At 43.0% G+C, this 24,651-nt stretch carries 19 protein-coding genes and 1 tRNA gene; 9 read left to right on the plus strand and 11 right to left on the minus strand.

Annotated features, from left to right (window positions below; translation table 11 throughout):
• Positions 1–454: 454 nt before the first annotated feature.
• Positions 455–874 (minus strand): fasciclin domain-containing protein, encoded by a 420-nt coding sequence (locus IQ244_RS14720; RefSeq protein WP_193895233.1) that lies wholly within the window; start codon positions 872–874, stop codon positions 455–457.
• A 315-nt stretch (positions 875–1,189) separates the two neighbouring features.
• Here IQ244_RS14720 and IQ244_RS14725 point away from each other — a divergent pair, with 315 nt between their 5' ends.
• From IQ244_RS14725 to IQ244_RS14740, 4 genes are all read left to right on the plus strand, one after another.
• Positions 1,190–1,426 (plus strand): DNA-directed RNA polymerase subunit omega, encoded by a 237-nt coding sequence (locus IQ244_RS14725; RefSeq protein WP_015114011.1) that lies wholly within the window; start codon positions 1,190–1,192, stop codon positions 1,424–1,426.
• A gap of 118 nt (positions 1,427–1,544) precedes the next feature.
• Positions 1,545–2,111 (plus strand): hypothetical protein, encoded by a 567-nt coding sequence (locus tag IQ244_RS14730; RefSeq protein WP_193895235.1) that lies wholly within the window; start codon positions 1,545–1,547, stop codon positions 2,109–2,111.
• Between the two features lie 28 nt (positions 2,112–2,139).
• Complete coding sequence (locus IQ244_RS14735) at positions 2,140–2,505, plus strand: DUF1818 family protein (RefSeq protein ID WP_193895237.1); 366 nt, start codon at positions 2,140–2,142, stop codon at positions 2,503–2,505.
• A gap of 50 nt (positions 2,506–2,555) precedes the next feature.
• Positions 2,556–2,629 (plus strand) — tRNA-Pro (locus tag IQ244_RS14740).
• A gap of 235 nt (positions 2,630–2,864) precedes the next feature.
• Here IQ244_RS14740 and IQ244_RS14745 read toward each other — a convergent pair.
• From IQ244_RS14745 to IQ244_RS14755, 3 genes are all read right to left on the minus strand, one after another.
• Complete coding sequence (locus tag IQ244_RS14745) at positions 2,865–4,721, minus strand: ABC transporter ATP-binding protein (protein WP_193895239.1); 1,857 nt, start codon at positions 4,719–4,721, stop codon at positions 2,865–2,867.
• A gap of 99 nt (positions 4,722–4,820) precedes the next feature.
• Positions 4,821–5,861: an aliphatic sulfonate ABC transporter substrate-binding protein gene (locus IQ244_RS14750; RefSeq protein ID WP_193895241.1), complete on the minus strand. Its 1,041-nt coding sequence runs from the start codon at positions 5,859–5,861 to the stop codon at positions 4,821–4,823.
• 105 nt (positions 5,862–5,966) lie between these two features.
• Entirely contained in the window at positions 5,967–6,965 is a 999-nt protein-coding gene (locus IQ244_RS14755; protein ID WP_193895243.1) for an aldo/keto reductase, read from the minus strand.
• 106 nt (positions 6,966–7,071) lie between these two features.
• Here IQ244_RS14755 and IQ244_RS14760 point away from each other — a divergent pair, with 106 nt between their 5' ends.
• Positions 7,072–7,311 carry a hypothetical protein gene (locus IQ244_RS14760; RefSeq protein ID WP_193895245.1) on the plus strand — a complete coding sequence of 80 codons (240 nt, stop codon included), beginning with the start codon at positions 7,072–7,074 and terminating at the stop codon, positions 7,309–7,311.
• A gap of 94 nt (positions 7,312–7,405) precedes the next feature.
• Here the strand turns inward: IQ244_RS14760 and IQ244_RS14765 are convergent, their stop codons facing one another.
• The 4 genes from IQ244_RS14765 to IQ244_RS14780 form a co-directional block, all read right to left on the minus strand.
• Positions 7,406–8,026: a GDSL-type esterase/lipase family protein gene (locus IQ244_RS14765; RefSeq protein WP_193895247.1), complete on the minus strand. Its 621-nt coding sequence runs from the start codon at positions 8,024–8,026 to the stop codon at positions 7,406–7,408.
• A gap of 155 nt (positions 8,027–8,181) precedes the next feature.
• Complete coding sequence (locus IQ244_RS14770) at positions 8,182–8,832, minus strand: dienelactone hydrolase family protein (protein WP_193895249.1); 651 nt, start codon at positions 8,830–8,832, stop codon at positions 8,182–8,184.
• A 358-nt stretch (positions 8,833–9,190) separates the two neighbouring features.
• Positions 9,191–10,729: an amidohydrolase family protein gene (locus IQ244_RS14775; RefSeq protein WP_193895251.1), complete on the minus strand. Its 1,539-nt coding sequence runs from the start codon at positions 10,727–10,729 to the stop codon at positions 9,191–9,193.
• 219 nt (positions 10,730–10,948) lie between these two features.
• Positions 10,949–12,313 carry an LLM class flavin-dependent oxidoreductase gene (locus tag IQ244_RS14780; protein ID WP_193895253.1) on the minus strand — a complete coding sequence of 455 codons (1,365 nt, stop codon included), beginning with the start codon at positions 12,311–12,313 and terminating at the stop codon, positions 10,949–10,951.
• A gap of 1,025 nt (positions 12,314–13,338) precedes the next feature.
• On the opposite strand from IQ244_RS14780, the gene IQ244_RS14785 reads away from it, so the two are divergent.
• Both IQ244_RS14785 and IQ244_RS14790 read left to right on the plus strand, forming a co-directional pair.
• Entirely contained in the window at positions 13,339–14,604 is a 1,266-nt protein-coding gene (locus IQ244_RS14785; protein ID WP_193895256.1) for a hypothetical protein, read from the plus strand.
• A gap of 98 nt (positions 14,605–14,702) precedes the next feature.
• Complete coding sequence (locus IQ244_RS14790) at positions 14,703–16,151, plus strand: DUF3131 domain-containing protein (RefSeq protein ID WP_193895258.1); 1,449 nt, start codon at positions 14,703–14,705, stop codon at positions 16,149–16,151.
• A gap of 491 nt (positions 16,152–16,642) precedes the next feature.
• On the opposite strand, the gene IQ244_RS14795 is transcribed toward IQ244_RS14790, so the two are convergent.
• Both IQ244_RS14795 and IQ244_RS14800 read right to left on the minus strand, forming a co-directional pair.
• Complete coding sequence (locus tag IQ244_RS14795) at positions 16,643–18,811, minus strand: ATP-binding protein (protein ID WP_193895260.1); 2,169 nt, start codon at positions 18,809–18,811, stop codon at positions 16,643–16,645.
• 205 nt (positions 18,812–19,016) lie between these two features.
• Positions 19,017–19,259, minus strand: coding sequence for a hypothetical protein (locus IQ244_RS14800; RefSeq protein WP_193895262.1), 243 nt, complete (start codon positions 19,257–19,259; stop codon positions 19,017–19,019).
• A 90-nt stretch (positions 19,260–19,349) separates the two neighbouring features.
• Here IQ244_RS14800 and IQ244_RS14805 point away from each other — a divergent pair, with 90 nt between their 5' ends.
• Complete coding sequence (locus IQ244_RS14805) at positions 19,350–20,288, plus strand: IS5 family transposase (protein ID WP_193895264.1); 939 nt, start codon at positions 19,350–19,352, stop codon at positions 20,286–20,288.
• A 410-nt stretch (positions 20,289–20,698) separates the two neighbouring features.
• On the opposite strand, the gene IQ244_RS14810 is transcribed toward IQ244_RS14805, so the two are convergent.
• Positions 20,699–21,514 carry a hypothetical protein gene (locus IQ244_RS14810; RefSeq protein WP_193895266.1) on the minus strand — a complete coding sequence of 272 codons (816 nt, stop codon included), beginning with the start codon at positions 21,512–21,514 and terminating at the stop codon, positions 20,699–20,701.
• A 309-nt stretch (positions 21,515–21,823) separates the two neighbouring features.
• Between IQ244_RS14810 and IQ244_RS14815 the strand changes: the two genes are divergently transcribed.
• Positions 21,824–24,643 carry a DUF3131 domain-containing protein gene (locus tag IQ244_RS14815; RefSeq protein WP_193895268.1) on the plus strand — a complete coding sequence of 940 codons (2,820 nt, stop codon included), beginning with the start codon at positions 21,824–21,826 and terminating at the stop codon, positions 24,641–24,643.
• Positions 24,644–24,651: the final 8 nt, after the last annotated feature.

Consider the following 24,651-nt stretch of genomic DNA (forward strand, 5'->3'; position numbering starts at 1 on the left):
TAAATCTTGTGCTTGATCCCCCCTAGCCCCCCTTAAAAAAGGGGGAAAATGAATCAAAGTCCCCCTTTTTAAGGGGGATTTAGGGGGATCTACAAGTCTCAAATACAACACCAAAAAGTTTTCAGACATCCTCTAAAAGTGTTTAGCTGTAATTTTAGTGATAATTCTTACCCCCCTTGGAAAGCTACGGTGTACACACAAATGTTCGTTGAGTGCATCTGTCCCGCCTCGGAATGAATTCCGAGTCTCATAGCCAAAGTCATCTGAAGATGACTCAACCAAAAATGTCTTCCAGTCCACAAAGGGTGGACTTTGGCTATAAACCTGGAACTTCTAGGCGAGATACGGTTTCAGACGGCAAATTTTTGACTTGTGTGTACACGGTAGAGGGGAGAGGTGGGGTTTTTCGGTTTTTATAAGTAATCAAGCAGACTTGATATTACTCCCTAATTTCTCAATGTCCAGCCACCATCGCAGGCATCAAAACTGCATCAATTACATGAATCACACCATTATCTGCCAGAATATCTGTTTTCAGGATGTTGGCATCATTGACTTTAAAACCTCCGTTAGCAGACTCAATTGCTAAAACAGATCCCTCAAGTGTCTCTGCTTCTTGAATCTGCACTAAGTCATCAGATCTAACATCGCCAAAAGCAACATGATAGCTAACAATTTTCTTCAGTTTGGCAGTATCTTGTAGTAGCGCGTCTAAGGTTCCTGCTGGTAGTTTGGCAAAGGCCTCATCTGTAGGTGCAAAGACTGTAAAAAAGTTAGGGCTTTGGAGAGTATCGATAATTTGTGCAGCCTTAGCAGCTTCTATTAAAGTGGTGAAATTGCCTGCATTCACAGCAGTTTCTAAAAGATTGGCCATTATGATATTCAGGTAGTCTTACAAATTAGTTATAAATTGATACCAAGTTATGCACCTCTATCAATAGAGAGGCCGCTGACAATATATAGCAAAGTGTTGAGTGCTGAGTGTTGAGTGCTGAGTGCTGAGTGCTGAGTGCTGAGTATAAAACCAATATTAGGAATCATATTTGATTTGGAGAAAAAAACTCAGTACACCTCTGTTACTTCTTTTCCTGTCCCCTGTCCCCTGTCCCCTATTTCCTATTCCCTCCATCATCAAGTCGGATTCCTATAGTACTGCTAAACTGGGGAATGTCCCCCAGAACCATTAACTATGCTCAAGCGTTCTAAGTTCGAGACAACCCAATCTCAGATTATGCACCGTGCCGAGGATTTAATTAGTGCAGCCTCGAATCGCTACCGCATCACGGTTCAGGTGGCAAATCGAGCCAAGCGTCGGCGTTACGAAGATTTTGAAAGTTCTGAAGATATTATGATGAAGCCTGTTTTAAGAGCAATCATCGAAATGTCTGATGAATTAACTCAGCCAGAAATTATAGGTGAAATGTAAAAGTAGTCCTGGGGTGAAGGTGCTGAGTACCTGAGTATTTGTATGATTGCACCTTTATCTCAAATTTTTTTGTTAATTAAAAAAGAAAATAATTCTGCGTTGCTCAATTATCCCGCTGATGGTTGTGAAGTTTAATTCAGCATTAATAATGTTGTTGGTTGTGGGTGGGCTTGTTGTGAGTTTAGGCACAAGTCAATTACACCAGTCTAGTTTCTTGGGTATTCAGCCTGCTGTAGCTCAAAGAATCAGTCCTTCTGATGTTTGGCAGTTAGTATATCAGCAATTACCCGACCTGCCCAAAGAAAACGCCTACGTCAACAAAGAAACTGGCAAAGTTGCACAGACTAACACTTTAGCTAATCGCCTGATTCGTTATCACGTTTATGTAAAAGAGCGATCGCCTATTTATCGCCTAGACTGGAAGCTAACATTGGCTGATTATCTGGGTGCGAATGAAATTATGTATGACACCACCTATCCAGGTAATGATACATTACGCGAAAATCCCATAGAAGGCGATCGCGCTGCCATTACCCGCCTCAGTCGTCGTCAACGAGATGCTTTAGTTCAAACCTTAGTCAACATCTTTAATCCCAATTCCCCAAATACTAGCAATCAACCTACTCCGACAACTTCCAGCACTCCCCAAAAACCCCAAACAGGCGGTGCAGACCTCCTGAAGTGATTTTGAATTTACAATCTAAAATTTGCAGATGGAACGTCTAATTAAAAGCGGTTCTGGTTGGCGAATTGGTTGGAACCAGAATGCAGCAGAATATAAAGGGTTAGTGGGTACGGATGATTGGGCGATTGAGTTAACTGAAGCTGAGTTGAATGAATTTTGCCGTTTGTTAGCGCAGTTAGCAGACACGATGAAACAACTCGCCGCCGAGTTAATGGATGAAGAAAAGATTGCTTGTGAAGCCGAAAGCGATTTATTATGGATGGAAGTAGAAGGTTATCCCCATGAATATGGTCTGCGCTTCATCCTCAATACAGGACGCTGTGCGGAAGGTAGATGGAACGCCTCTGCTATACCTGGTTTGTTGCAAGCTGCGGGAATGCTGAAAGTTTTTTGAACTTGCCCCTTGATTATCCTACAGCTTTACGATAGAATGATAATTCTGACCGGGGCGTAGCGCAGCTTGGTAGCGCGCCACTTTGGGGTAGTGGAGGTCGTGGGTTCGAATCCCGCCGCTCCGATTGATAAAATCCCTAGCCTGCTAATCTTGTATTTAAGATTAGCAGGTTTTTTAGTCAAGGCATACGTAGCCTATTCTGTGCTGAATTAACGCGATGTGCGACTTATTTTTGAAACCCCACTTCCATTCCTCTCCCCGCAACGGTGAGAGGCTTTGATTCTTGCTCCCCTTCCCTTGTAGGGAAGGGGTTGGGGGTTAGATGTGAGATAAAGTTGCACACGGCGTGAATTATTCAATCACAACGATTTAATTTGCAGGTCAGATACATTTTTATTGCTGGCTTCTACAGGGAGGAATCCACCAGCTTGCATTTTCCATAGTCTGTAGTAAGCCCCGCTGCGTGCCAACAATTTGGCGTGAGTACCATCTTCGACAATCCGACCTTGGTCAAATACCAAAATGCGGTCTAAATGGGCAATTGTTGAGAGACGATGCGCGACGACGATGACTGTTTTGCCATTCATCGCCAAATCTAGGGTGTCTTGAATTGCTCTTTCGGTGATGGAATCGAGACTGGAAGTAGCCTCATCTAAAATGAGGATTGGTGCATCTTTGAGGATAACTCGTGCGATCACAATTCTTTGTCTTTGCCCTCCCGAAAGTTTGACACCGCGTTCACCCACCAGAGAATCATAGCCTTCCCGAATTTGGCTGATGAAATCGTGAGCATAAGCTTTGCGTGCGGCTTCAACCACTTCTTCGTCAGTTGCTTCCAATCGCCCATAACGAATATTTTCCATCAATGTGCGATGGAACAAAGCCGGATCTTGAGGAATCAAGCTGATCTGAGCGTGTAGAGCATCTTGAGTCATATCTTGAATCTCCACCCCATCAATCAAAATTTGTCCTGATTGGGGGTCAAACAAACGCAAAATCAAATTTACAAAGGTGGATTTTCCCGAACCAGAAAACCCTACCAAGCCGACGCGCTCACCTGGTTGAATGGTGATCGAAAGATTGTCAAATACTTTCTTTCCTTCTGTATAGTTGAAATTGACTTGGCGAAACTCGATTTTACCTTGGGTGATGGGATGAGCGATCGCTTGATCTCGGTCAATTAACTCATGGGGTTGGACAATTGTCGATACACCATTGGCAATATTCCCGATATGTTCAAAAAATTCTAAAAACCTTCGGCTTAAATTCCGCGCTTCACTGATGATTAATAATGACAAACTAGTTGCGACAACAAAATCAGCCGTAGCAATTATTCCTTGACTCCAAAGAGTGAGAGAGTAATACAAAGTACCGATTTTCAGAATAGCTGCGAAGATGAACTGAAACCAGCGAATTCGCTCTGAATACCAGTTGGACTTTCTCACCTGTTTGAGTTCGCGCTTTAATTGGTCATTCAAATAGCGTCGTTCAAAACCCAAACGAGCAAACAGCCGACTACTGCTGAGATTTGTCACCGAATCGACAATCATACCAGTAGTTTCACTTCTGGCGGCGGCGGCGTTGCGGGAGTAAGTTCGGCAGCGAGTAGCTAACCAAAACGAAATACTAATGAAGAGAACAGCCCACACGCCGACAAATGCCGCCAGCGGCGGATAAGCACGATATAGTAAAATCGCAGCAACTATATACACAACAATTACGGACATAAATTCCGTAATCAGCATTTGCATCGTTTGGGTTACACCCAGAGAAGTTTCACCGATGCGATGTGCTAAAGCCCCAGCAAAACTACTGCTCATATAGCGATGAGAGTGATGTTGCAAGTAGGCGTATAGAGATCTGACGATGTGTTGTCGGTGGATGGGATGAAGGATAGTTTGCAACAGTCCAGCCGATCGCCCGAATACCACTTCACCAATGCTTAAAGCGGTGAATAGCATCAGCGGTTGACTCACTATCTCAAAAATTTGCTGATTGTTATTAGGCGATCGCGTCACACTGCGAATAATCTCGCCAATGGCATAAGGCAACATAATGCCGCAGGTTGCGTGCATTATCTCCAAAATTACCATTAATAAATACCACCAGCGAAACTGGTTCACAAAATAACAAATAAACCTGAATGCCGTATCAGGCAAGTTTGGCGCATTCGCAGCACGTTGAAAAGATTTAGATTTTCTGATCTTCTTCGTCATGAAAGTCGATATCGTAGCATCGTTTGAATTTATGGGCGGAATAAAAATTGACGACTAAATACGCCGTCCCCAGGCTGAAAAAATTATTAGTAATTCGGACTAAACCATAATTTCTTGCGGTGTGATTGCTGCATATAACTCAGCCGGAAGTAAGGCTTCTTGAATATTGATTTTCTTGGGGATCACACCCGCCTCAAAGAATAAATCTGCGACACGTTGTTGTTCGGCAATTAGGGCTGGGCTAAGACCTCTGCGTCCGGCAAAAGTCCGGCGAGACATGACTCTAGCCACCACATCTTCATCCAGCTTTTGTTCCGTGATCATTAATTTGGCAACTTCACCTCGATTCTGTTCTGACCACTTATCTAAAACATGAAGTTCCTCAATAATAATTTTGAGCAAGCCAGGGTTTGCTTCGGCAAATTTTCTATCAGCAATGTAGTAACTCCCTGGTGAATCTAACCCAACAGAATCTCTGAGGACACGAATTCGACCTAACTTTTCGGCGATCGCATAATGTGGATCTCCTGTCATCCACACAGGAATCCTCCCTTCCAGAAAAGCCGCCCGTGCTTCGATAGTTGGCAGACTCTTGATTTTAATATCTTTGATTGTCAAGCCAATGGACTGCAAAGCTCTGAGAATAAAATAGTGTGATGCCGAGCCTTTTTGAAAATATACTTCTTGCCCTTTAATTTCCTCAAACTTCCGCAGCGGAGACTCTGGTGGTACAGCAATCACACTACTTGTGCCTGTCGTAGCAGTTCTTTGTGTACCAACGACATAAACAAGTTCTGTCCCAGCCACTTGAGCAAAAATTGGTGGTGTTTCGCCCACTGATCCCACATCAACTTTGCCAGCACGCATCCCTTCCATGAGTTGCGGCCCCTGGACAAATTGCGCCCATTCTACCTTAATTCCCAATGGTTCCAAGCGTTTCTCTAAAACTTTCCGATTTCGCACTAAATCCCCTGCACTTTGATAACCCATGCGGAGAACTTTCGTTTTAATATCCGAGAAAGAGGAACTATTTATGACTTTCTGTTGGCTTTGTTGGCTACAACTTCCCAACAGATATGCCATCGAAAAACCACCTAGACTTGATGTAGCAACATTGAGAAAACGACGGCGTTTAATCATAAGCTAATTCCATTTTGAATTTTGGATTTTAAATTTTGGATGATGGAAGAATTAGTTCATCAGATTTTGGGAACTTCATTTGTTGCAATCATGAGATGGGAATTGCTAACGCAGAGAATCGCCTCTTCTGTATTCGGCGGTAATATCGTCGAGTTTTTGTTTTAAATTGTCGTCAAGTGTTACTTCCAAAGCCTTGAGACTGTCACTTAGTTGTTCGGGACGACTCGCGCCAATGATGGGGGCTGTGATAATTGGATTTGCCAACACCCAAGCTAAGGCTAAGGTTGTCAGAGATAAACCAGCATGATCCGCCACTGTGCGTAATTCTTCCACAGTATTGAACTCGCGATCGCGCCAGTAACGCTCTTGATAACGTTCGGCCGCAGTACCCAAGGTAAAACGAGTACCAGCGGTGGGGCCTTGAGTAAAATTATGTTTCCCTGTCAGCAAACCACCCGCCAAAGGATTATAAGGAGTGACACCCAGTCCTTCTTCTTTCGCCAGAGGTAATAATTCTCGCTCAATTTCACGGAATAACAAATTGTAGCGGGGTTGAATTGAGACGAAGCGAGTTAAATTTCGTACATCAGCCCGACCCAAAGCACGAGCAAGACGGTAAGCTAAGTAGTTAGAAACTCCGATGTAACGCACTTTCCCCGCCCGAACTATTGTATCTAGTGCTTCTAGTGTTTCATCAAGCGGAGTTGACGCATCATCAGAATGCAATTGATACAAGTCAACATAATCAGTTCCTAATCTTTTTAAGGAAGCATCGATCGCATCTAAAATATGTTTGCGTGAAGCTCCCTGATCCCAAGGTGCAGGGCCAACCTTGCCAACAGCCTTGGTAGCCAAAATAAAATGTTCGCGCTTCCCTTTTAACCAGCGCCCAATAATTTCTTCGGTACGTCCAGCAGTAGGTAATCCACCCCCAAGGGGATAAACATCGGCTGTATCTAAAAAGTTAATTCCCGCCTCAGCCGCAGTATCGAGAATTTTAATCGAAGTTTCTTCATCAGTCTGCAACCCAAAGGTCATTGTGCCTAGAACAAGGCGGGAAACAGTCAATCCGGTTTGACCAAGCTTAGTAGTTGGTAATGTCATAGTGATGTTGTTAATTAAAAGTTGCTGAGTGAAAAAGTGTTGGCATTCCTCGATAACGCGATGTGCGACTTATTTTTGAAACCCCACTTCCATTCCTCTTCCCGCAATGGCTACCGTGTACACACAAGTCGAGAATTTGCAGTCTGAAACCGTATTCCGCCTAGAACTAAAGTTCCAGGCTCATAGCCAAAGTCCACAAAGCGTGGACTGGAAGAGATTTTTGGTTGAGTCATCTGAAGATGACTTACGCTATGAGACTCGGAATGAATTCCGAGGCGGGACAGATGCACTTAACGAACATTTATTTGTGTGTATACCACAGCCCCGCAACGGAGAGAGGCTTTGATTCTTGCTCCCTTTCCCTTGTAGGGAAGGGGCTGGGGGTTAGGTTTGAGATAAAGTTGCACGGCGTTAAATAGAATGCGTATATGATGCAGTGACTAAGATGTGAACCAATTTAACCAACCTTCCCAGTTTTGGACGAGCGTTGCAAATTCTCCATAACCACTTGCCTTTGGATGAGCGCCATCATTAGCTTTTGCTTCTGTTAGCCAGATTGGTGATTTCAATAAACTGGAAAATACATCGAGATATGGAACATCTAATTCATCACAAACCAAGGCAAATTCCTGTGACATATTTGCGATAATTTGATTTCTTTTCTCTTGCTCGACATCACCACATGGGGGCGGGCCTACCATCAAGACAGGATAAATTTGTTTTGCTTCAGTCAGAATGCTGCGAGCATTTGCAATAGATTCTGAAAGTTCGATTCCTTGCTTTTTACCTGCCCATCCTGAATCGTTTACCCCAAAAGAAAAGACTACTCGACCATCATATTCACGCGGAAGACGATAGGAAACTTCAGAGTACCAACGTTGTTTGAGATAACGACTTGTCTCAGCCCGCACTCCCAAGTTGTAGTGGGTGATTGCATATCCTTTTAATTCAGCATTGCGGCATACTCTACCTGTCCAACCGAGAAACTCTGGATCACCTGTGCCATTGACGAATGACTCACCAATAAAACAAATTCTGATTTCTTTGCGAGAGTCTGACATGAGTCAACTGAAATTTTACGATTTTTACTTAGAATTAAGTATGATAGTCATAATTTTGTTTTTCACCTCACGCAAATACTTACTGATTTTGATCTTGGATAAAAATGTCTACCGTAAGAGTGATAACATCTGAGTTTCTAGATATACACTTCACTTCAAACAGCTACAGATGCACGACGGCTCTGTGAAATCAGCCACTGTTGCAATTTCAAGTCAGTGTAAACTTCATCGGCAATAAAGTGATCACCTTCAGGTAGTACCGTAAAATCCACTGTTCCACCTAGTCCGCGCAAGGTATCCACAATCTGCTGTGTACTCTCAATTGAGAGTTTTTCGTCCTTAGCACCTTGGAATATTTGGATGGGAATTTCCTTGAGTGCATCTAGTTGCTTCGATTCTAAGGTTTGAGGAACACGACCAGACACCGCTACCAAACCAGCAAAGCGACCAGGATGGGAAGCAGCGATATGCCAAGCCCCAGTCGTTCCCAGGCTGAACCCAGAGATAATCACACGGGACGGGTCGATGGAACGGGAGGCGATAAAATTATCCAACAAAGCAATGACATCTGATTCTCGCTCTACCCAAGTCTGCCCTTCAGGAAGTTGAGGCGCTAAAAAGAAGTAAGGTAAAGAGCTTGATTCATTCACAAACCGAGGTAAACCCCATTTCAGCAGCACATTTAAATCATTACCGCGATCGCGTGCGCCATGCAAAAACAATACTAAAGGCGCAGGTTTGTTAGCATCTTCAGAAACAGCCGAGAACAGATAAGGCAATAAACCGGAGCGTTGTTCGATAGCCATAGTTTTGACTCCTGAAGTATGTATTTAGGTAAGAAACATCTTGTGGGGTTTCCTAGATTCAGGGTGGGCAATCTTTGCCCGCCCCACAAGAATTAAAGGATTAGAGAGGCTTTCTTTGGATGTTGACAGTCCCTTATCAAACAGAATTCAGTAGTCAGGAGCCAGAATTCATACTGAATTCTGTGCGACACTTCGACCGGCTCAGTGCATCGCTGGTGGATGTAGCTTGCTTCTCCGTAGGAGTATAAATGGGTTTAAGCACGGAGCCAAATCTCTGATTTGGTGTTCTACAATCAGTGGCGGGTCTGAATCCCCCACTGATTGTATTCTGACTCCTGAATTCTGACTTCTGAATTCTTCAAACCACGACCAAACTCTTATCTACTTGTGTAGATTCGATGTTACCTACCTTCGATTCAATGGCTGTACCCTTGAAGAAATTGGCGTTAGCTTCGGTATAGAACTTGTAGGGATTGCCAAATACGTAAGCTTTGAAGTCGTCTTCAGAAATTACGCCTTCTTTCACGAGATCCCAGCTTTCAGCCAATGGGGAGGTGAGGTCGGGTACATCCCAGTGACCCACGTCAGAAGAATAGATGGCGTTAATCTTCACACCCAAGGGATTAGCTCGGTTGTTGAATGCTGCGGCGATGGTGCGATCATCAGATTCAGAACCAAAGAAGAAGCTATTCACCCAGCGATCGCGGATGTCTTCAATGGTTTCAATTCCAGCCGCAGCAAAATCTTCCAGTTCGCTACCAATTGGCGCACGGCTATGACGGCTAAAGGAAGAACCGAGTACAGTCTTGGTTAATTCTTCTTTACTGAGGGAATATCCTTCAGTAATCTCGCCACCGAAACGCTCAAACAACTCGAACAACTCATCTGCATTGGTGAGGTCTGGATTGTAGTTTTGCAGTGCTTTGAGATTGCGCTTGGAGAAGCGGTCTACTAAATGAATGTAGACGTGAGCGCCCCAATCTGCACCACCTTCCAGCATCCCCACACGCAACTGAGGGAAACGTCTGGTAACACCGCCGAAGAACAACGCCTTGGCAAATGCTTGGGAACCATCGGCAAAGTGACCGATGTGGTTGTTCATATAGTTACTGATGGAAGAGCGTCCCGTCCAACCTTGGCTACCATAGTGGGTAGTAATTGGCACACCCAATTCCACAGCCTTAGCCCAGAATGGATCGTAGTCGTATTCGCTATCTAATCCATAGAAGTCAATGTAAGAAGCATATCTGGCGATTTCGGGGAATTTATCTGCGGGATATTTATCCGCGATCGCCTTAATTGGTCGTTTCACGCCACCAGGAATATTTGCTACTTTTAAACCTAGTGTTTTTACAGCAAATTCTAGCTCCTCAATGGCTTCTTGAGGATTACCCATCGGGATACCAGCTACAGGTGTCAAGCGATCGCTATATTTGCGATAGATATCAGCGTGGTAATGATTCACCGCTCGTTGCAATGCCTGACGGTTTTCTGGGCTGGCTCCAGCAGGTGCAAGCACATTATTCGGAAACAATACCGAATAGTCTGAACCTTGCTCTGCTTGGCGTTCATAGAGTAGTGCAGGCAAAGTGTAAGTAGCGAGGTCTAGAGTATTGCGGGTGACTCTCGCCCACCAAGGCGATCGAATTGTGCGGTTGTATTGACGTTCCTCTGGAGTTTGTTGATACCAGTCTTTACCATTGCTCTTAGAGTTCAGCCGAGAAGATTCTGCCTTGCGTAATTCATCTACCAGTTTTGACCCGCCGTACTTAGCAATGTAATCTTCAAAAGCTGGGGTGAAATCATTAGTGTGAACGTCAGTATCGATTACTGGATAATCAAGAGTGGCTCTGATTGCGGCAGAGGGAGAAGTTTTCAATCTGCTATATTCAGTCATATTTTTTCCTTCAAAAAATCACAGTTTTTTCCATCCAATGGAGCGGAGAATTTTCCTTTGTCATTAGTCCTTCGTAAATACCATTAACTAATGACTAGGATTTTCAAGTTCTGTAGGGTGGAGATCTACAGAAGGATTTCTTTAAAAGGTGTGGTTTAACCATCTCTAAAACCTTGATTTATGCTTCAGGTAAACCTTGTGCATACATGAAAAACTTATTTACGCTAAAACTAATCTTTCATCCAGTTGTTTGGTAACAAAACGATTGACTGGACGACGCAAACCGAGATTTTCCCGTAAGGTACTACCTTCGTATTCGGTGCGGAATAGTCCGCGTTTTTGGAGGACGGGAACGACTAAGTTCACGAAGTCATCCAACCCTGTAGGTAAGACGGGCGGCATGATATTAAAGCCATCTGCGGCACCATTGGTGAACCATTCTTCTAGTTGGTCGGCAATGGTTTCTGGAGTACCAAGTATGGTGCGATGACCCCGCGCAGTCGCCAGAGCAAGATATAACTGGCGGAGTGTTAGAGTGCCACGAGTTGCCAAATCTTTGACTAGTTTTAGACGACTCTTGTTGTTGTTGGTTTCGTTGGGCAGTTCGGGGGCTAGATCATCTAAGGAATATTTCGACAGATCGACACCTTTGTAATAGGTTTTTAAAATACCCCAAGCTACATCAGGATGAATTAACGATTGCAGAAATTCGTATTTTTCTTGGGCTTCTGCTTCAGTGCGGCCAATGATGGGGAAAGCTCCAGGCATGATTTTCAGATCCTCTGGAGAGCGCCCATATTGCGCCAACCGACCTTTAACATCAGCATAAAATTCTTGGGCATCAGCGAGGGTTTGATTGGCGGTGAAGATGACTTCAGCGGTACGTGCTGCTAAGTCTCTTCCGGCTTCCGAGGCTCCAGCCTGGACAATGACAGGATAACCTTGAGGCGGACGACCAACGTTTAAAGGGCCTTTGACGGAAAAATGTTTGCCTTGGTGGTTGAGTATGTGTAGTTTATCGGGATCAAAATAAATCCCCGATTCTTTGTCACGGATAAAAGCATCATCGTCCCAGCTATCCCACAGACCTTTGACTACTTCGACAAATTCTTCAGCCCGTTCATATCGTTGGCTATGTTCTGGGTGATGTTGCAAGCCAAAATTTGCGGCGGCGTTTTCATTACCTGTGGTGACTACATTCCAGCCTGCTCGGCCGTTGCTTAGGTAGTCCAGCGAGGCAAACTTACGTGCGAGGGTGTAAGGTTCTTCGTAAGTAGTCGAGGCGGTAGCAATGAAGCCAATGTTTTGAGTTACAGAAGACAAGGACGAAAAGAGCGTGACTGGCTCAAAATGCACAAGTTTACCATTGCGTTTTTGTGTTTCTGGAGCGCCACCCCAAACTCCTGGGCTATCTGCCAGAAAAACTGCATCGAACAAGCCACGTTGGGCGGTCTGGGTAATTTCTTTGTAATGCTCAAAATTAAACCCAGCATCTGCTTGTGAATCGGGGTGCCGCCATGCGGAAACATGATGTCCAGTGGCTTGAATAAATGCACCTAAACGAAACTTGCGTGTTTTGCTCATCTGCTTTTTTCTTTTCTATGCGTATAGCTAAAGGCTGTTTGTGCAACGTCAGTCAAATAAATGACGCTACGATAAGTTGGCTAATTCCTAACTAGTCAAAACTCATATATTCACTTTTGCCGGAACCTGATCATCTTTGTTAAATGTGCATGGTTATATGGCAAGTTACTGATGAGACAGTGACAAGATTAGGCTTTTAACCGCTGATGTCTGCTCAAAAACTACTCGAATGGCAGATCAATAAAATTTTTTCTTGTAAAGCTTTACGGAATTTGTATCAGGCATTGCGGTGTTCACCTCTTGCCAGACACTGGATGTAGTAATGAAATGCTCTTTCAACAACCAAACTTGTTTGCAGAAGCCGATTAATTGCTCTACAAGAAATTAAATAACCAAACTGTAAGTCAGGTTAATATCACAGCATTACTAGTTTTGCTGTTGCTTGGCGATCAAACAACCACAAATATATGTAGTAGTCTGACTCAGCATATACAGTTTACACATATAGACTCAAAAAATATGTGCTGTAAAACACAATATCATGAAAGCCTAATTGTTAGTTTGTCGAACATTAAGTATTGCAAAGTGATGAGGGCTGAATAGAAAATTAGCAAGGGGGAAGTCAAAAGTCAAAAAGCTTATATGGCTTACGCAAAAAAACGGAAAATTAAGGTTTTAGAGCAGGGTGTAAGGGTAAGGGTGCAGTATTCAAAACCCTTACACCCCTACACCCAATCCCCACAGACAATTTTGGTGCGTAAGTCCTGATATAGCAATTTCCAAGCACATAAAATACACCCCTCCCCAACCCTCCCCTTGGCAAGGGGAGGGTTGGGGAGGGGTAATTTTATACCTCACCAGAGTCGGAAAAGCTATATAGTTGCATTGAACTTTTTACAACTTCATGAGTTACGTGGCTTGATAAGAGTAATTTATTGGGAATTATAATGCCAAGTCTCAGAAATTTAGTTGCTACCAAATAATTGGTTGGTAACTTTTTCTGTATTAAATTGTAGTGTTGACTAATGACAGATGAATTTAGATGTTACAATTTTGGGTTTCGCGGTAATTTTTACACAAACTGGATTTGGATTTCTCAACATATTCCAGGAAAATTAATTTTGATATTGAGCTTTTGGACTTTATCAGGAGCTAATTCACAAGCTGCTCAAACGTATCAAAGTTTGGCTTTACTCTCAGGATTGAAAGAACAAGTAAACTCAATTAGCAAGTCCGAAGAAAATGATGAAATAAGATTGCTTAAGCAATTAGACACAGCACCCATTTTGATTGCTGCGCCTGAAAATTTTAATCCTGGTTTGCGTGTACCGCCACCATTACCACCAAAGCCTAGTCCACCTCCAGTATCAACTCCTTCAGAACCAGTTAAGCCATTTGCAGTGTTAGAAGGGATTCAGACTAACTTTCGGAATGATACAGATAATTTCGGTCAACGTAATTTGTTTATTGAACCCACATTTCAGTGGCGATCGCCTAATGGGAATAAAATATTTTTCAAAACAGGCTTTGATTTTTTTGAACAACGAGGTGTGGAATCAGTTAGTAATATTCCTTTACAAATTGGTTGGCAAGGAAAAATTGGCCAAATAACTTTACAAACAGCAGCCGGGGTTGATGTTTTCGATCGCTTACCCACAGCGATCAATTTCCATACTAAAGTTGAAATCCCAATTGTCCCGCCGAAAGTGTCCTCCACTGGAAAGTTACTGTCGGGTTTAACTATATCAGCCAACTTAGACCAAAGTCCTTATAAATTTAATGCTCTTACTTTAGACAATCAAATTACGGCTTGGCGCTTTGGCCCTGATTTATATTGGCAGATTAATCGAGATACGAGTTTATTCTCTTCCTTGCGCTTGGGTAACTACAACGATGGGAACGCGGAAATTCAATCGTTCAGTCGGTTAGAACGCAAGTTAGGACAATTTTCTTTAGTGGCTAACTTATTCAACTGGAGTTACGATCGCAATGTAGAAACCACAAATGGCTATTTTTCTCCCCCAGATTTTTTGGTATACAACGCAGAAGTGGCTTGGGAAGGAGAAATTACTAGTTTCTTGCGTTGTCGCCTGTCTGCAACTGTAGGACAGCAACGCCTGAATGGAGAATTTGATAACGCTTATGGTTATGAATCTCGCTGTACAGCCAAGCTTTCGCCCCAATTAGAAGCCGATCTTGACTATGGCTTTACTAATGTGCGGAATCAGAACACAGGGGGAAGTGCCTACAGTGGTAACTCTTTCACAGGACAGCTTCGTGTCAAATTTTAACTTTGAAAAGGATGTTAGTTAGCGCTGAAAGCAGGGAAAAATGAAGTTGTTAAGACTTTAACAGCAAAAATGATTTACAAAATAAGGCTTTAGAAAGCATGAGTTCTGACTTTCAACCACCGCCAAAAGGCTTATCCATCCTTACTTCTGTCGGAGGGGTGGTGACGGCGGTAATTGCGATCGCAGGTTTAAATTTTTGGTCTGGACATCTTGCTCAAAAGACACAAACTACAGCAGTATCAACACCTAAAACTGTTACTTCTACAGCAAACTTGAAAACACAAGCGCAAAAAGTAGCCAAGCTGGATGCTAACTCTGTAGTTTCACCAGGAACGCCAATTACTCCTAGTGAACTAGTAAGCAAAACACCTTTTATTACGCCTGGATTCAAAAAACTGGATGCAGTTGACATAGCAGCTGCGCGTCAGGCTTGGTTATATTTCCAACATAACTGGAATGATAAAACTGGCTTAGTGAATTCTGCGGATGGTTTTGCATCTGTCACTATTTGGGATCAAGCAGCTGCGATCGCCGCTTTGGTGAGTGCGAAAGAACTCAACATTATTACCACCAAAGAATTTGAAGTGAAGATGACTCGGATGTTGCAGACTCTCGCATCCCTACCTTTATATAAAGGTGAACTGCCGAACAAAGTCTACAACGCCCAAACTCTCATCCCGGTGAATTACGGTCAGCTAGATAAACAAGAAGAAATTGGTTGGTCAGCGATTGATTTGGGACGAATGGCGATTTGGCTGAAAATTGTCGAAGCCAAGTATCCGAAAATGCGATCGCCTGTACAAGCTGTTTGGCAACACTGGAAAGTCAAGCGCCTGACAAAAAACGGACAAATGTACGGTACATCTGTTGTTCAAGGTAAAGAACAGTATAACCAAGAAGGTCGCTTGGGCTATGAAAACTACGCCGCCTACGGTTTGAAACTGTGGGGTTTAGATGTCAAACAAGCCTTAGATTATCAGTCAAATACGGCCTTTGTGAATCTTTACGGTCAAGGCATTCCCTACGATCGCCGGGACGCGAATAACTCTGGGGGGAATAACTACGTCCTCAGTGAACCTTATATTCTTGATGGCATAGAAACAGGATTTCAAGCACTACCAAAAGCTTACGCTGATAGAATTTTAGCTGCTCAAGCAGCGCGTTATCAAGCCACACAAGAATTAACTGCCCTGACAGAAGACAATTTAGATCGTCCCCCTTACTTTGTCTATAACAGCTTATTTGTGAATGGTAAACCTTGGGCGACAATTACCGATACTCAAGCACAGCATAATAATTTACGTTTTCTCAGTGCCAAAGCTGCGATCGGTTGGCACGTACTTTACAACACTGATTACACAAGTTCTCTCGCTGATACAGTTTTCACCAAACTAAAATCTGATAAAGGTTGGTACAACGGCTTATACGAATATCTACGTCAGCCAAATAAATCTCTCACAGCTAACAATAATGGTGTAATTTTAGAGAGTTTACTTTACAAGCAAGTTGGTAAACCATTGACTGTTTGGGCAGGCGTTAAGAATTAACCTGAATTCATGAACCTCACCCCAACCCCTCTCCGACGCGGAGAGGGGCTTAAATATCCTGAAAACTAGCAAAACAAAATCACAGAATGCCTTATACCGTTTCACTTTAAGTTTGATACAAATAGGCCGCAGGGGAGCCAGCGCGTTGGGCGGGTTTCCCGACTTGTAGCGACTGGCGTGAGCAGAGGAGAAATTATTTGGATCATTTATTTGGTGAAATGGTATTACTCGGCAGATATTACTGTTTGATTAGCTGTTTGACATGCTTTCTTTTGGTATGATCAAAGCGTTGGGTTAAATAAATTTCCATAAAGAAAATTATTTTTGCTGAAATTAATTAGAAAAGCAAGTTAGCGAGTTGCAAAAATAGATTTATGAAGCGATCGCTAACACTGTGGAAATATTAGCCTAGAAAAGAATGTTCTATGTTCTTCCATGCAGATTATTGTATAGGCGGACAACTGCGATCGCGAGTCGCGAGTCGCTGTTCGTTAGTGGTGAACTGGGATTTCTATGATAAATTGGGTTCCTTGTCCTTGCATGGAATAACAGAATAATTTACCGTTGTGTTTCTCTGTAATAATCTGATAGCTGATAGAGAGTCCTAATCCTGTTCCTTTGCCAACAGGTTTGGTCGTAAAAAATGGATCAAAGATATTTGATTGGATCTGCTCTGGAATTCCTACACCATTATCGGAGATGATGATCTGAACGTAATTCTCTTGAGTCAACTTTGTAGATATGTTTATAATATTTGGAGATTCTTCAATAACTTTATAATCTTTCCCTGTGTTAGATGCTTCCAGAGCATCAATTGCATTACTCAAGATATTCAGAAACGCTTGATTAATCTGTCCAGCGTAGCATTCTACCAGGGGAAAATTACCATAATCTTTGATAATTTGAATAGCAGGACGAGCGACGGTTGCCTCTAAACGATGACGTAAAATTAGCAGCGTATTATCAATGCCCTCATGCAGATTCACCGCTTTGAATTCTGCTTCATCTAAGCGAGAAAAGTTGCGTAAGGATAAGACAATTTCTCGAATGCGATCAGATCCAACTCGCATTGATTGCAGCAAACTGAACAGATCTTGACTAATGAAGTCGAGATCTGTTTCTTCTAACTGTGCTTGAACAACTTCTGGAGGATGAGGTACATTCTGTTGGTAAACCCACACTAAATTCAACAAGTCTTGTGTGTAAGTATTGACATGGGTAAGATTGCCATGAATGAAGTTGATCGGATTATTAATTTCGTGAGCAATTCCCGCTACCATTTGTCCCAAGGCTGACATTTTTTCACTTTGTACCATCTGTGCTTGAGTACGGTGTAGTTCTTGCACGGTCTGTTTTAATGTTTTTGTGCGCTCCTCAACTCGTTGCTCTAATTCATTATTAGCTTGTTCTAGCTGGGTGAAGGAAGCCTTTAATTGACTAACCATACTGTTGAAAGAACTTGCGAGTTGACCAAATTCATCTCGCCGTGAGGTATCCAGATCAATCTCAAAATCACCTTTGGCAAGTTGGTTGCTCGCAATGGTGAGTTGCTGGAGGGGTTTGGTAATTTGTTGATATAACACCGACAAAAGTAACAACACTTCAATCAACAGTGCCACTGCACCGGAAGTTAAGATAAATCGAGCCGTGTTCCAAGCTTGTTCTGATAGCAGTGATTTGGGATAAACTGTCACAAAATACCATTCTGGGCCTGCAAGGCGAGTAATTGCTAAATATTCACGGTCTTGGGTATTTTCCAGAACGTGAGTCACTGATTGAGCGTTGGTGACTAACTGAAAAATGCGTTTGAGATGAGGATCGTTAATCTTATCAATATTGAGTTGACCTTGGGATTGCTGAATTTCTGCCGTGCGTTGGGGGTGAACAATTAAGCGCCCATCAGCCCGAAAAATTAGATTGTAAGTGCCTGGTAACTGATCTTTAATTGTGCGCTCCATCAATTCATTCAACACCACATCATGACCCACAACGCCCAAAAAGCGATCGCCATCATATACAGGTAAAATTCCTGAAACCATCCAGACGTTAATACTTGGATCGAGATAAACGCCTGTCCACTTGGGTAGCCGAGAAGGGTTATGGGTAGGATCAGCAATATAGAAATATTCTTGCTCCGGATTATACACATCAGGAGGTGCTTCCAATACAAGCGGTATCCCTTTCCAATAAGTAACCGCCGCATTTTCTGGCATAACGAAATAGGTATCGACAAATCGATTCGACCACGCCAGTCCGTAGGCACTAACTAAGGGGTCAGCCATTAGCAAGCGATGTTGTAGTTCTTGAGTAATTTGCACATTGCGCCCAATGTATACTCCGGTATATCGAACCGAATCAAACTCTTTGGGCGATCGATTTTGCGGAAAATTGCGCCAGGTTCCATCGTTCCACCGGAAATAATGTCGCTTGAATTCCGCTTGGAGATTAATTGTTATGGGTTGCTTGAGTCTGAACAAAAGTTGCTCGCGCAGCAGTAGCAGATTATCATGCGCCAATTGAAAGGTGCTGCTTTCTTGCTTTCCTCGACCGCCAATGTATTTTTCTAGCTGCTTTTGGGTTTGGGTTTCCAAATTAGAGATGACATGAACATAGCTGACCCCCGCCGATACGAGTATGACCCCTGTGACTCGTAGAGTCATATTGATCAGCGTTTTGTGAGTCAGTGAGTTAGGGTACTTTTTGTTAAAATAATTGCATATTGTAGACCACTGTTTGACAAGGGTATTCCTAAACTGGATAAGCATGGGGCAGCAAAGATTAGTGTTTAGGTTTAGGATGCCCAAAAAATTCTCAACACAAAAGACTACATCAAAAATAAAGTAAGATAGCTTGCAAGAGCAAGTGTTAGATAACTGGTTGCATCTGTAAGAAACTTGTGTAGTAGCCTTTTGTATTATCTAGCAGTGTTGAAACTTCCACTGATGAGAAAATGTGCAACTTCTTTATTTTCTTATAGTCGTTAATGCGATCGCTTGTTGTTATCTTGTTTAAGCAGCGATCGCTAATTGGCAACTGCAATGCTCGGTTTTGCAATTCCTGCAATGTTATTAGGTATTGGGTATAACGCGTTACTACTTTACTGTCCACGTCCTGGTTTGCAATCGGCGTTGTTGCATGAATAGGGAAGATGGTAAATTTTACTTATCACCTATAGATTCTGCCCACCGCCGTTGAAAGATGAAAACGAAAGCCCAGTACAAAGTCAAGAATTGGAATGCCTATGATGCAGCACTAAAGCAACGAGGCAGTATAACTTTCTGGGTGAATGAAGAAGTAATCGAGCAGTGGCACAACGAACAGAAAACAGGAAAAAAGGGAGCATCGAATTATTACTCTGATACGGCGATTGCCACAATGGGAACGATTCAGTCAGTGTTTCATTTACCAGGGCGACAAGCAGAGGGGTTTTTAGAATCGCTGTTCACGCTCATGGGAATTGAGCTAGAAGTACCAGACCATTCCACGCTATCTCGTCGTTTGAGCAAGCTGTCTGTGGAACTGCCAGTTATACCAAAGGACAAACCTGTTCATCTGGTAGTGGATTCAACTGGTGTAAAAGTCTATGGTGAAGGCGAGTGGAAAGTCCGCACACATGGAGTAGGAAAACGACGGACGTGGCGCAAGTTGCATCTAGGAATTGATGAGAGCAGTGGCGAAATTCTCGGTGCGGTTGTAACGACTAATGATGTAGCTGATTGTGAGGTACTACCTGACATATTGGAGCAGATTGTGAAGCCGATAGAGCAAGTTTCTGGTGATGGTGGCTATGACACATTTGGTTGTTATGACACTATTGCCGAACGAGGAGCCAAAGCCACAATTCCACCTCGTAGCAACGCCAAAATTCAACAACCAGACGAGATGGTACAGCCGCATCCTAGAGATGAAAACCTGCGCTACTGTAACCAAGTGGGACATAAGCAGTGGAAACAAGAGTCTGGTTATCATCGCCGATATGCGTCCGAAAATGCAATTTTTCGGCTCAAAATCATCTTTGGTGGTAAGTTAAGACGACGTTTTTTTGATAATCAGGCTGTCGAGTTATTTTTACAATGTGCTGCCCTTAATCGCATGATCCAGTTGGGCAAGCCGGACAGTTACAAAGTGGAAAACTAACTTCTGCTCTAATGCAGGATTGATATGTCTTTTTTTTCTTTCATGCAACAAAGCCTTTGCAATCTGCAAAGCCTAATGCCTCCGTATCTAAGAAACTGGCGATTCTCTTTCAGAGACACTACGTGAACGCCATCTCAATTACAGCTTCAATTGGATATTCAATTTCAGCACCACGAGCAAATAGAGCTTCTCGAATCCTTTGAGGCAAACGTTCCAAAATTACTTCCGGCATCAGCTAGAGACAGTTGCTCTTGAAATTTAGCTTGCATAACTTTATCTTTCGGTTGGAATTTAGCTCTAAGATGCATAACGTTCCTGGTCAGTGATTGCCAAGAGCCTTGTATCTTATTCAAGCGGCTTCGATCAGCCCACCGTACCAGAATTGTTACACCTTGCAGAAAAATAACTAATTAGGCATTTCCTATGAGTGTTAAATCAGTTGCTAAACGATCAACATCATAAGCAATATCACGAAGTCTCCGCTCTAGAACCTGACACAAGTCAGCAACGGCAATCTCTTTAACTTTAATTCCTCCAAAATCTTCTAACTCACGAGTTTCACCTCTTGTAATAATCCAAACTTGCTTTTTTCCTGGTAGAGGTACTGTTTTTCTGCCCACTCCACCGTCTGGTTTACGAAACTCAAAAGTGAGTTGAGTTTTCTGGGAAAGCCTATTCCTATAGTTTTCTATCTGAGTTTGCTTGCGGCTTTCAAAATTATCTCGGAGTGTGCAGTCGTACATGACAGCAAGGCTTTCGATCATGAAAAATCCATCTGCTTCTCCTGATTGTTCTGAACGTGGATATTGGTAAGCAGTATGAATTCCCAATAAACGCAGTAACAGAAAAACTCCATCCTCGAACAAATAAGGATCAGTAATAGAAGATAAAACTTCAACTTGAGCAAGGACTCTTGATTTTAATTCCTCACAAGTTTTGATTGCCTCAGGTGCTTGAACTAACTCAGGGATAATTTTTTTCTTTTTGATCAGCTTTGCTTCACTTACAGTAGCTTCAAGAACACGGACATTACGAGCTTTTCGTTTTCCACCTTCTTCAATGGGTTCAAATTCTACTTTTACTCCAAGATTAATAGGCTGGTTTTCTAAAATATCCTGCGTTGCAAAGTAGTAATCATTTCCATTATCCAGTGCGGCAATAAATCCATAAAAGCTGCCATCTTTGTGTTTTGAGGGACGAATATCTTTAATTTCTGACTTCATCATGGTATTGGGACTAATGTATTAACACAAACTAGTATTCCCACGAACCAAAACCAGAAACACAGCAAAAACAAATTATTCATTAAATATAAAATTTTCGTCTAAGTATCTTATGGATAAGCATACCTAACACTATCAAATTTCTATCTGAGCAAAATATCAACTTTTTCCGTATACAGACCCTATTAAAAAGACGATATAGAAAATTTCCGTATTATTCACCCTGCTACTCAGAGTTTTTACGAATATCATTCACTAGCGCTACTTGACTCATCTGTGCGATCGCGCTATAACGCTCCTAACTCCTTATTTATGTATCCATACAAGCACCATCAACAAAAGCTGTTGAAATGGATTGCATTGTTCCTAGCTGGGACATTTCTGCAATTATTGTTTTACATCCCGACACCAGTCTTGTCCCAAAATTCTAGTAGTTGTAGCAATATTACAGCCCCACTCACCCCTGAAGAACAAATTTATGCTCGTGCGGCTTGGCAGTATTTTGTCAAAAATTATCAGCCAGCAACGGGATTGACCAATGCTGCTGGGGGTTATCCTTCGGGAACACTTTGGGATATGGGGAATTACCTGATGGCGTTGAATGCGGCGCGATGGATGAATCTCACTGACCAAGCAGATTTTGACTCTCGTCTGAATAAGTTTTTAACGGGTTTGGGCAATCTCAAGTTGTTTGAAGATGCTTTACCCAATAAAGTTTACAACACAGCTACCGGACAGATGGTTGATTATGGCAACAATCCGATTGAACGCGGTATTGGTTGGTCTGCTTTAGATATTGGTCGGGTTTTAGCAGCCTTTGATGTCATTCGCACTTGTCATCCTCAATATAATGATTGGCTCAAAGGAATTGTCGCAAAATGGCAAGTAGCGCGATCGCTCAAAGATGGACAACTTTATGGCGCTACTGTTCTCCCAGATAGTAAAACATTATTAGTCCAAGAAGGGCGACTGGGTTACGAAGAATATGCCGTTAGGGGATATCAACTTTGGGGTTTTGCTGCGCCCAAGGCGCTGGCTTTAGAACCCTATAAAATGGTTGAGATTAATGGTGTACAAATTCCTGTTGATACCCGTGATTTCCAAAGTACTAACGCCAACAATTACGTTGTTAGCGAGTCTTATATTTTAGATGGCATCGAATTTGGTCTACAAGGTGAGTTAGCCGATTTTGCTACGAGAGTTCTCGAAGTGCAGAAGCGGCGTTACGAAGCTACAGGTCAGTTAACAGCAGTCACAGAAGACAACATCGACCAAGCACCTTATTTTCTCTATAACACTGTTTACGCCAACGGTAACGCCTGGGCGACAATTACAGACAACAACCAACCTTACCCCCAGTTTCGCAGCGTGAGTACAAAAGCTGCTTTTGGTTGGCGTTATCTCTACCCAGATAATACTTACGCCCAAAAACTGTTTGATGCAGTTAAGGATCTCCGCAGTCCTGATGACAGTGGTTATTATGCAGGTATTTATGAGGAATCGAAGCAGCCAAATAAAGCGTTAACTGGTAATACTAACGGGCTAATTTTAGAGATTTTGTACTACAAAGCCAGAGGGAATCGTTCTTTAATTGCTGGTTATGTAAATACAACAGCCAAAGCGCCAAGTAACAATACTTCTGCGGCGACTCCCACACCTACACCCACAAATCCGCCGCAAACATCTGGGAATACTCCGAAAGTGGTGGAGGTAAAAGTTCCCACGCCACCAGCCAATAGTTCTCAAGTCGAGGAAGTGGCGGTTACACCGATTCCCCCAGTTGATCAACCAGATGCTGCATCTAAGTTGAAATTAACTCGACCTTTAACAGTGGTGGAAAGGCGTTATGCAGAGGCCGCATGGAGGTATTTTCAAGCAAATTATCATCCTAAGAATGGGTTAACTGACGATCGCAGCGATTTTAAAGGTGCAACTCTGTGGGGATTAGGAGATTATCTCGCCGCACTGCACACCGCGCGATCGCTTGATGTAATTTCTGCTAAAGAATTTGACCAGCGCACCCGCCATATTTTAGCAGCGTTAGGAAAACTACCGTTGTTTGCTGGGGAATTACCGAATCGCGGTTATGATACGCGGACACTCCAACCTATAGATTACGGCGGAAACCCAGTAATCGAAGGCAATGGTTGGTCAGCCCTGGATATTGGCAGACTTTTAGCCGGGCTGTATAACTTAAAAAGCAATCATCCCGAATATACCAAAGCCGTTGATCAAATTGTTTTGGATTGGTCATACCTGCGGATAGTTCGGGATGGAGTTCTCTCCAGTGCGACTGTAATTAAAAATACTCAAGGGCGATATCTGACCCGTGTTAACCTGGATACTCGTTTGGGTTATGAAGAATATGCGGCGCGGGCTTTTCAATTGTGGGGATTTGACGTAGAAGGTTCCGCTGTGGGCGGTGAATATCAAACTAGTGTAGTAGAAGGAGTGAAAATACCAACTCAGCGCCAACGCAAAGATACCAACTCCAAAGTCAATCAATATACTGTTAGCAATCCTTTCATTCTTTATGGGTTAGAGTTTGGTTTAGATCCAAAAATGCGATCGCTCTTTGAGCCAATTTTCCAAGCCCAAGCCGAACGCTACCGCCGCACTGGCACTCTCACAGCCTCGGCGACTACCTTAATTGACCGCAAGCCTTACACAGTCCATAGCGCCATTACCGCCCAGGGTAAATCTTGGGAAGCTATAGGCGATGACGGAAAAACTTTACCTCAAGGGCGAATGGTCAGTACAGCCGTAGCTTTTGCCTATCATGCCCTACTGCCAGACAATCAATATAGTCAAAAGTTACTGCAAGGAACCACTGACTTATATAATCCGCTGACAGGTTTTTACGAAGGCTTTTATGAAACTACAGGTAAGACAGCCGTGGGTTTCACCAGCAGCACCAACAGCATGATTTTGCAATCCTTACTGTACACACTCACAAATCATCAACCCTTAATTTCGCCAACGACTTCCCTTAACTCTCCCTGGTGGGAAACTGTCGCCCAAGGAGATTCCGGCCGCGGTCTCCCCAGGATTGCTAAACCCAAAATTCGCTTAATTTCTGATAGTTATGGCAATTATTGGGCATCTAGTGAAAATACAAAAGTTACCAAATAATCAAGTCA

The sequence above is a fragment of the Nostoc sp. LEGE 06077 genome (assembly GCF_015207705.1).
Taxonomy (GTDB): Bacteria; Cyanobacteriota; Cyanobacteriia; order Cyanobacteriales; family Nostocaceae; genus Nostoc_B.